5 protein-coding genes are annotated in these 8975 nt (G+C 44.8%); 3 read left to right on the forward strand and 2 right to left on the reverse strand.

The annotated features are described in order from the left end of the window. Positions 1-93: 93 nt before the first annotated feature. Positions 94-1329, reverse strand: a complete 1236-nt coding sequence (locus Q6A92_RS13385; protein WP_274397316.1) for an MFS transporter — start codon at positions 1327-1329, stop codon at positions 94-96. A gap of 66 nt (positions 1330-1395) precedes the next feature. Next, the gene (locus tag Q6A92_RS13390) at positions 1396-2610 is read right to left on the reverse strand and encodes a CoA transferase (RefSeq protein WP_274397317.1); all 1215 of its coding nucleotides are present in this window, start codon (positions 2608-2610) and stop codon (positions 1396-1398) included. Positions 2611-3717: 1107 nt separating this feature from the next. On the opposite strand from Q6A92_RS13390, the gene rpoN reads away from it, so the two are divergent. The 3 genes from rpoN to Q6A92_RS13405 all read left to right on the forward strand — a co-directional run bounded on the left by rpoN (position 3718) and on the right by Q6A92_RS13405 (position 8483). Then, entirely contained in the window at positions 3718-5094 is a 1377-nt protein-coding gene (gene rpoN / locus Q6A92_RS13395; protein ID WP_274397318.1) for an RNA polymerase factor sigma-54, read from the forward strand. A gap of 220 nt (positions 5095-5314) precedes the next feature. Further along, positions 5315-7264 carry a sigma-54 interaction domain-containing protein gene (locus tag Q6A92_RS13400; RefSeq protein WP_332238404.1) on the forward strand — a complete coding sequence of 650 codons (1950 nt, stop codon included), beginning with the start codon at positions 5315-5317 and terminating at the stop codon, positions 7262-7264. 949 nt (positions 7265-8213) lie between these two features. Continuing rightward, positions 8214-8483: a hypothetical protein gene (locus Q6A92_RS13405; RefSeq protein WP_332238405.1), complete on the forward strand. Its 270-nt coding sequence runs from the start codon at positions 8214-8216 to the stop codon at positions 8481-8483. The last annotated feature ends 492 nt before the right edge of the window (positions 8484-8975 follow it).

An 8975-nucleotide genomic window follows, 5' to 3' on the forward strand; every position in this document is an offset into this window, starting at 1 on the left:
GCTTATTAATAAGTGCTTCAGTCGCTCAAATTGATTTTCAAGCAGGTTACGAACAGATCTGTTCTTCAATCTTTCAGCCTTTGCCATCATTTTTTAACTATTCCTCTGCAGCCTCTTTCCCATGCCCATGATGATTGGGGCTAAAAAGGCTGCAACAATATAGCCAATAATGACAATGTAGAAACTGATGTTAAACGATTTTGTCGCATCGAAAATGCGGGCATAAAGCAGCGGCGCTGCAGCACTGAACAAAAAAATACCTGTTGTAACATAAGAATATATCTGGCTGTAATCTTTGGGACCAAAAGTGCCCTTGGTGATCATTGGGCATACCAGGCTGAGGCCTGAATAGCCAAATCCGAAGATAACCATACCAACATAAAACATGAGAACATTGCTGCCGGCGAAATAAGCCAGCGCCATGCCGATGGCCCCGCAAATGGCACTGAATAGACTCATGACGCGCGTACCTAAAGCATCGTTCAGCCAGCCAAGAATAAACTTGCCGATGATGCCGCCGACCATAATGATTGAGACAGCCATGGCACCGGCAGCGGCTCCTAACTTTCCAATCGCTGCAAAACTCGGTATCTGCTGGAAAAATGATGCGTTCAGGCAATAGATGCCTGCAAGAAGAATCAGCAAATAAAAAGCGGGCGTTTTAACTGCTTTTTTGACACTTAAGCCGCTGCTTTCTGAAGAGGCCGCCGCCTGGTCAGATGCCGTGCTATTTTCTTCGTAACCATAAGGTTTAAGTCCCATTTCGCTTGGCGATTTGCGGACAAAGAACCACGTCAGAGGTACAGCGATAATAAGGACAACGATACCTAATATTATTCTTGTCTCCCGCCAGCCAACAGAAGTGATCATCGCCTGACCGATCGGACTGGCAAAGGCAGCGAACAAGCTGAGCGCTGCACTGGCAATACCAAGAGCAAAGCCGGCTTTTTTAGAAAACCAGTTATTTATCAGCCAAGGTGTAGGGATATACATATAGAAAGCCGCAGTTATGCCGTAAATAACGCCGAACACATTCCACTGCCAGACGGCCTGCGCCCATCCTGTGGCGATATAGGCAAGTCCGAAGACAACTACGGACACCGTTAATAGCATTCTCGGACTGTATTTTTGCAGCATTTTTCCGACAACCGGCTGCATGACCGCTGCGACAAGCGGAAAGATCGTTAGATACATGGAGGCATCCGTCCGGCTCCAACCCAGTTCATTCATGACAGGCGTCAGAAAAATGCCGGCCGTATTGCAGAGCACTCCGATAACTAAAGCGTAAAATCCCAGACACGAAATTAAAATTTTCCATGCATAGTGCATTTGTTTGACCTCCCCATATTGTAGATGATTTCTCGGCAGATCCACTTTGCGAAAAATCAGGGCTTGTTACTCTGGCTTTTTCATAATGCCTTTCTCGTACAGCGCTTTGATCTCTTTATCCGTATAACCAAACTCATGCATCACATCCTCATTGTCGGTACCATACTTTGCACCGCCGCGAAAAATTTGTCCTGGATTTTTTTTGAACTTCGGAATCATATTTACACCTTTAACCGTCCGATTCGTCATTTCATCATGCCATTCCGTGATTGTCTCCCTTGCCTGATAATGCGGATGCTCAAGCATCATCTGATAGGTCATAATCTTACTGCATGGCACTTTCAATTGACTCAAGATCCGGTCGACTTCATCAACTGTCCGCTCAGCGCAAAACGTTTCCAGCGCTTTAACAAACTTTTTTGCCCTTTGCGGGTGCTGCCTATCAATGGTTTGTATGATACCTTCAAAATCCGGATCATGTTCAAACCCAAGAAGATTGATCAGTTTTCGTACAGGAGCGGCACCCCCGACCGCTATGAATATCCAACCATCTTTACATCTTTCCGTCCCATTACAAGCACCGATCACGTCAAGGTTACCCATGCGCGGATACTGAATGCCTTTGTTCACGCCATCTGACAAATAGTTCCCTTGCAGGCGGGCCATTGCTTCATATTGCGCCACATCGATGCTTTCTCCGATGCCGGTTTCTCTGGCTCGGATCACGCCAGCCAGTGCTGACCATGCACCGAACAATCCGGTAATATAATCACCGGTGAATGGTTTCGTAACATACGGCGGATTGGGTTCCGGCATGCCGTTAATGCTCATAAAACCGCTGAATGCTTGGCCGATGCTGTCGAACGACGGGCGTGAGACATAATCGGGATCCCCAGTTTGTCCAAAACCGGAAATATGAACAATAACCAGCTTTGGATTGGCTTCCCATAAGACTTCATCCGTTAGCCCCCATTTCTTCCACGTTCCGCCCTTGTTGGATTCAACAAGCAAATCTGCCCATTTGATCATTCGCAACAGGACAGCTTTGCCTTCCGGAGTCGGAATGTTCAAAGAGCTCATCCGCTGGTTTCTTCGTTCCGTCGACCATGCATCGCCAAAATTACGAAACATATCTTGCGCACGGGTGCTCTCCAATTCAATGACATCAGCGCCTTGCTCCGCAAACAGTCCACACATAAATGGCCCGGCGACAACCGCCGCCGCGTTAATAACTTTAAGATTCCGCAATGTTCCGAAACTTGGAATCTCTTCTCTTCTCATCGTATTTCCCCCTTGCTTGTCCAAATCAACTGACAGCGAACTAATTCTGCAATGCTCAATGTGCACACATAGTTGATATACTGCAAATGCCGTGCCACCCTGCCCAGAGATTCTGTTTGCCTGTAAAAAACGTTGCTTATCTTGTATTCATCAATCAGAAACAGCCGTCTGGTATGGCAGGAATAACATTTTCTGAAACAAATAGAGTGCAGGAATCATTAATCATTTCATGAGCTCAATAATGGAACACATTGTTTTGTCTCCTTTGACAATGTGTTCCATTTGCCATCAATCCGCCATACTCTCCGGTCCGTAGGTTACGATGTCGTGAATTCAATTGATCGATATTGACAGCTCATTCACCATAAAATAATCTAAAGGTATTCGGACGTCTGAATATTTGTTATTTAAGCAGACTCTTAGTGAATGCCTTCACAATGCATCAGTAAACCTTCAGACATTAACACAACGTATGCCCGTAGTGATTTAATTCATGAAAAAATATCGTATACCCCGGATATCCCGGAAATTCCAAGCCCGTAATGTTCGGGAACATTGATATCATTAAACGGGGACAACATTTATTCGATAAGATCACCATAGTCGTATTTAACAATACAAAACATGTGCAGACAGTCACAGATCCACAGCAATGCGCAGTAAGACAGGGGGCAGCATAGTAGACGATTTCAGCGGATTTCCGGCCGATATTTAACCGAAAATAAAATAAATGTGATTCTGCATGGACTTACGTGCTATCACTGAAAATGAACTGCAGATCCCGTCGATTATTGAATCGTGGTGTTCTTCTGCTAAAACCCGCTTCATTATGATGGCAGAAATGGAGACGCATACATCAGTTCCAGCATTAATAGCAAAGACATTTCTACACCCGTTTCCGAAGTCGTTAATCAAACGCTGAAACAATAAAATGATTTGGCAAATCGGCTTTCTGCCGCCGAATTCAAGTGATTGGCACTGAATCATATCACTAGCAATTATTAATAATTTGCAAATAACGGCTTTTTTGTCAAAATACCACAAAACCATGGTAATTAAAATTATTTTTCTATCAGTTTTTCTAAATAGTAAGAAAGAGGGATTGTGTTGACTAATCAACTGCTTCTCACACCCAAAACGCAACAGAAAATCAGCCCAAGACTTATACAGGGATTGCAGGTTCTGGCGTTACCCATCGACGATTTAGGTGCGTTTGTCAATGAATGCATCTGCAATAATCCCTTGCTTGAAAATGATCGGACAAATGAAGAACCGGAAGAATTATTGTGTAAAATGTCGGCAGATCCAAACGAGGTATCAGATCGACTGTTCAGCAGCAGGCATACCGCGGACTTTGAAGAGAAAATCACCGACACCTTGAAATATGCCGGCGAGGTTCCTGAAACTGAAACACTTCGTGGTTTTCTGCATCTTCAACTGACATTATGCTGCTATTCAAAGATTCAGAAATTAATTGGAGAAGAGATTATTAATAACATCGATGATAATGGTTACTTTTGCGGGGAACTGTGTGAAATTGCTTATCAATACGGACAATCCCGCGATTCAGTGGAAACCATTTTGCGCCGGATACAATCCTTTTCTCCGGCAGGCATCGGTGCGGCCTCACTTGAAGAGTGTCTGCTCCATCAAGTCAGTCCGGATCTGCCGGACCGGGGACTCATTGAAGCCCTCATCAGTCGCGAACTTACTGATCTTGCTGCCGGAAAATACTCAAGGCTTTCCAATAAGTATGGAGTCAGCAAGCATCGGATACAAAATGCCGTCAATTGTATCCGTAAGCTTAACCCGCGTCCGGGTTTGAGATTTTGTCAAAACACGCTGATTAATTATACGATTCCAGATGTCGTTGTCAGACGAGGAGCCGGTCGTCATTTTGATGTTTCCGTAAATGACCGTTTTATTCAGAAATTATCTGTCAATGCTTACTATTCATGTCTTGCAGACAATCCGCGGACGAGCGGTATTGACCGGGAGTATATTATCAAACGGCAATATGAAGCAAAAACACTAATCGGTCAACTACGAATGCGTTATTTCACTTTGCAAAAAGTTGCTTTATGCATCGTCCATCACCAGATGCCTTTTTTTGAGCTGGGGCCTTCAAATATTAAACCGCTTACAATGAAGCAGGTTGCTAGTGAAATCGGTATCCATATCTCAACGGTCAGCCGAGCGGTCAGTCAAAAATATGTGGATACGCCATGGGGCGTTTATGCCTTGAAAGACTTCTTTCCGTCATCTCTCAAGCAACCGTCAAAACCAACAATCACAAGCAACCAGATCAAACTATTAATTCGTCAGATCATCGATCATGAAAATCCAAATGATCCTTTAAGCGATCATGAGATTATGTGCCAAATCATGGATCGCGATGTCATCGTATCCAGACGTACAGTTGCCAAATATCGAAAAATGATGGGCATTGAGGGGCAGAATATGCGCAGGCATTTTTCTGACTGATTCTGTTCAAAGTGAATTTTTCTCTTGGCTGTGCACCTGAACGAGGCCAGCGATTGCCGTTGGAGTTAGGTTTCAATTTAACTGTTTTATTTTTAGGCAGTGGTGAATGTTATTATTCAGTGGTTTGAAATAAAAAATCGCTAATTCTATCCTCCAACCATGAAGAACAAGTACATGATCCTGTGAAAATATATTCTCAGGAAGCGGAGGTTTGTTCATCATGACTTATGAATCAGAAAATATTTTAACTGCCTGGAGAACATTTATCGGAAAAGGCAAGCTTCTCAAGGAAAATATCCGGCCGGAAGTCGCACGTTCATGGCTTCGCTGTCGTCAGCTGAACGTGGATCCATGGTCATCGGATTTCCCCTCATTCTCAGAAGAGCGATTGATACAAGTCAAAAAAGGACATACAGATTTGCTGGAGATGGCACATCCTGTGATCCTTTATTTATTGGCAATTTTCAAGTGCAATATCAGCATCTGTGATGAGAAAGGGTTTGTTTTTGAACTAAAAACACCATTGGACGCCTATCCACGGACATACGGTACACAAATTGAAGAAAAAACATGTGGAAATGGCAGTATCACCGTCACCCTTAATGAAAAGAAACCATTCCGTCTCGAAGGTTTTGAACATTACCGCACGGTTTCTCAAGATTATTCAGGGGTAAGCGCCCCTATCTTTACTCAGCATCAAATGACAGCAGTTCTGACGATGACAAATCCATTTTATTCACTTCCCGAGCACGCCCTTATCTGTTGTATTGAAGGAGCCAAGATCATCTCAAAGCTGCTGAATAATGTTCAGGAACGTCACTTACTGTCAACGGCGAATCTGTTTTCCGGCATCATTAACGCGCATCCCCAACCAATTCTGATTCTTGATAAAGTGGGCAACATTCTGACTGCAAACACGGCCGGGGAAAAAATCGTCTGGCACTATACAATTGAAAACTACGGCCGTGAAAATATTGCCCGCTACCTTGTCCATAAAGAAGATATACACTGGATACTAGATGACGAGGCAATGTCGCAACCCAGAATGATTTATTTTCGAAATCGTTCCAAAGTGACCGAATATCAAGTGGTGGAAAAGGGAACGATCTATTTACCTAATGGACTGGAACATCACCTTGTGTGCCTTGGGATCAATCAGCCGGACAATCTAAAAACCAATAAAAAGAAGATAATTCTGCGAGATAATAGTCCGATCATCGATTACGTCGGTGTTAGCAAACCATGGAAAAAAATAGATGCTGTCGTTCATAAGATTGCCAAATACAATACGAATGTGCTGCTGCTCGGCGAGACCGGCACCGGCAAGGAAGTGGTGGCGAGGGCCATTCATAGACTCAGCGGCCGAAGCGGCCCATTCGTTGCAATCAATTGCGGCGCCATTCCAAAAGAATTGTTTGCAAGTGAACTGTTCGGTTATGAAAGCGGTGCTTTTACCGGCGCCAAAACCGGCGGGGCAATCGGCAAATTCGAATATGCGGATCAAGGCACGCTTTTTCTCGATGAGATCGGAGAAATGCCGCTTGAAATTCAAGTCAGCTTTCTGCGGGTTATTCAGGAAAAAACACTCATGCGCATTGGATCCAATACGAACAGAACATGTGACGTTCGCTTAATCGCGGCGACTAACCAGAACCTCAGGGCAGCTGTCCAAACCGGGAAATTTCGTTCTGATCTCTTTTACCGTCTGAGCGTTGTGGAGCTGGAATTACCCCTCCTGAAAGAAAGGCGTTCCGATATTCCGCTCCTTACCGAATATTTTATCAATATGCTATCCAATCAGTTGCATATTTCATACCGGCCGATTTCCAATCAGGTAATTGACGCATTGGCCGGCTATTCCTGGCCGGGAAATGTAAGAGAGTTAAAAAACGTTGTTGAAAAGATGCTGATTTTCTCTGATGAAAAACCGATTACCATGGATTTATTACCGGAGTATATACGAAATGAAATCAGTACGCCGAAGCACCTTCCTCCGATACGTTCAGAAGGTTTTCGCAGCGAAAGCGATCAGATTAGCGCGTTGCTCGAGCAATGTCAGGGCAACCTGTCACAAGCCGCCCGGCAGCTTGGCGTAGGGCGAAACACACTGTATCGAAAGATAAAAAAATATAATATTGAGATGCACACTTCCGTCGTTAAGAAGGATTAACTTTTCCTTCAAAATGTAAATCGGACCGCCATAAAATAACAAATGTTTTTGATAATTGAAATAGCGCCATCTCGCTCATACAACCGTGAGCCACTCCATTTCCAGTTGGAGCATCGTCTTTACATGGAGAGGGAGGCATGATAAACTTGCCGCTGCTCGAAAAACCTTGGTGCGACGCTTTTCGAGAGCAGTCATGCCTCTAGAGGCTCCATGTCAAGACATCCCATAATTTCCAATTTACAAGTCAAGGATGGCTCACGATGATGTTATCAGAGTGGCTCAAAATCCAATTATCAAAAACAACAAATGCCGCCACAAAATCCGACGCTGCCGATAGAACTGCCAAGCCATAACAAAGAACCGGATGCTATAATGTACTGCCTCGTGCAGGGTCCTTCAGGAAAATCGCTGACATGGTTCACCTAACGAAGGAACCATCCGAATTTTCAGCTATCCTCCATAAACTGAATCTGCATAATAAGGCGCAGATTAGCAGATTGCCAAAAGATGAAAAAGAATAAACTTTGCTTAATATGCTTTTAGAGCTCTGTTGAGGTGAGGAATCAACGGAGCTTTTTCAGGTGCATCCCGGGACCCGCGAAGCAACGCCCGATCCAAAAGCCGAAAAAGAGGGTCTATATATTCTGGATAGATTCGTTTTCAACTTGTGATCCTTCATCCATTAAATATTAAGTCGTATGAATCTTCCAATGCCATTGACGCATGCAACTAAAATTCTTTATTTACATCACCCAAAAAGTTGCTTTATTGAGGATGTAGTAAGACCAATAGGGATGGAGCAAAAAGTCATGAAAATATGCAATGATGAACTTTTTTGTCATGCTGGCTCAGCCGGATTAGGGAGTGAGTCCGGTGCCATTGGGGCACAACGACCGATAAAACGGGTCCGTCGACCGATAGAGTTACTGTGACGACCGATAGAGTTACTGTGACGACCGATAAACCAGGTATGTTGATCGATAAGATTGCCATGATGACCGATAAACGAGGTGCGTTAGCCGATAAAATTACTGCGACGACGAAAAACCTTCTTGAAACAGGTCCGTTTAACGTTTCGGTGCGAGTTTTCGGCGTTCAGGTGCGACTTTCCAGTGATTCGGTGCAAGTTAAGCCTGATTCGGTGCAACTTTCTCCTGTTTTGGTGCGAGTTCCAACCGATTTGGTGCGACCCCTCAGGTTCGATGCGGGTTCTGCCTGATTCGGTGCGACTTTCTCCTGTTTTGGTGCGAGTTCCAATCGATTCGGTGCGACCGCTCAGGTTCGGTGCAGGTTCTGCCTGATTCGGTGCGACTTTCTCCCGTTTCGGTGCGACATTCCAGTGATTCGGTGCGACCGCTCAGGTTCGGTGCAAGTTAAGCCTGATTCGGTGCGACTTTCTCCCGTTTCGGTGCGACATTCCAGTGATTCGGTGCGACTGCTCAGGTTTGGTGCAAGTTAAGCCCGATTCGGTGCGACTTTCTCCTGTTTTGGTGCGAGTTCCAACCGATTCGGTGCGACTCTCTCCCGTTTCGGTGCGAGTTCCAATCGATTCGGTGCGACCGCTCAGGTTCGGTGCAAGTTAAGCCTGATTCGGTGCAACTGTTTCCTGTTTTGGTGCGACATTCCAGTGATTCGGTGCGACCGCTCAGGTTTGGTGCAAGTTAAGTTTGATTCGGTGCGACTTTCTCCCGTTTTGGTGCGAGTTCCAACC

This window comes from Sporolactobacillus sp. KGMB 08714 (assembly GCF_036598985.1).
Lineage (GTDB): Bacteria > Bacillota > Bacilli > Bacillales > Sporolactobacillaceae > Sporolactobacillus.